The sequence below is a fragment of the Oleiphilus sp. HI0043 genome (assembly GCF_001634935.1).
In genome coordinates this window covers 1-972 of record NZ_LWEY01001381.1, presented here as the reverse complement: position 1 = coordinate 972, position 972 = coordinate 1, and the positions used below count along the sequence as shown (strand labels likewise).

The 972-nt window shown below is 45.0% G+C and carries 2 protein-coding genes; both read left to right on the top strand.

What is annotated here, in order from left to right:
- Positions 1-268, top strand: a 268-nt coding sequence (locus A3729_RS18820) for a sigma-70 family RNA polymerase sigma factor (RefSeq protein ID WP_156498019.1), incomplete at its 5' end; no start/stop codon positions are given.
- Positions 268-918 carry a sigma-E factor negative regulatory protein gene (locus A3729_RS18815; RefSeq protein ID WP_068509103.1) on the top strand — a complete coding sequence of 217 codons (651 nt, stop codon included), beginning with the start codon at positions 268-270 and terminating at the stop codon, positions 916-918. The genes A3729_RS18820 and A3729_RS18815, both read left to right, overlap by 1 nt.
- Positions 919-972 lie beyond the last annotated feature (54 nt).

Genomic DNA, 972 nt, shown 5'->3' with positions numbered 1-972 from the left:
GGAGTTAAACCCAAATGCCAGTGCTTTAAAAGATACCGCATCACCTGAACAGTTGTTGAGTAAAGACCAGTTGGAAGCTGTGATCAAGAATACGATTAAAAAGCTGCCTGAAGATTTGCGCATCGCTTTGACGCTAAGGGAGTTTGATAATTTAAGTTATGACGAAATTGCGGCGGTGATGGAATGCCCGGTTGGAACTGTTAGGTCGCGTATATTTAGGGCTAGAGAAGCGATTGATAATGAGATCAAAGCCATGAGAGGTGATTAATGGACGAGAGATTAAGAGAGTCTATATCAGCGTTGATGGATGATGAGTCAAATGAGCTGGAACTTCAGCGAATACTCGGTCACTCCGATGAACAAGAGGTGCAGCTACTGTGGGGGCGCTATCATGAGGCGCGTCAGGTGCTGAAACGAGATAGTGAAAGCCACTTCAATATTGATATTAGTGCCGGGGTGGCTGCGGCAATCCGGGACAATGCAGCTGAACCTTCACTCGATATGAGTACCGAGATGGATAGCGTAGAAGGTACTGTCCCTCAGAATCTTGCTGATCGCCGTGAGGATCAAAAAGTTGTTCCGCTTCTTGATGATAGCTCTGAATCGTCGAGCAAAAGAGGCGGAAGTCGTGCTTGGCTTGCCTTAGCGGCCAGTGTCGCTTTTGCCTTTATTTTTGCTTTTCAAGGTACGACTGAACTGAATGATGAAATACAAAGCACTGCTGCGAATATTTCTGCTGAAGGTGCGCTGCTTAAAGTTTCTGCGCAAGAGCCTAAGGTTGTTGTTGAGATGACTGAAGAGCAGGCGCGTCATTTTAGTCAGTATTTACTGAGGCATGCTGAACACTCGATACGTGGTACTCAGTCTGGTTTTATGCCTTTGGCTAGGGTTGCAAGTGTCAATTCTGTTGGAATATAAGCTGAGCTTGGAAGTGAAAATATCATCATGTTAATTGATTTGAATAAGCTTAAT

Excerpts from the sequence above, each read along its gene's own strand:
- A3729_RS18815 (WP_068509103.1), top strand. The coding sequence starts at position 268 with ATGGACGAGAGATTAAGAGAGTCTATATCAGCGTTGATGGATGATGAG.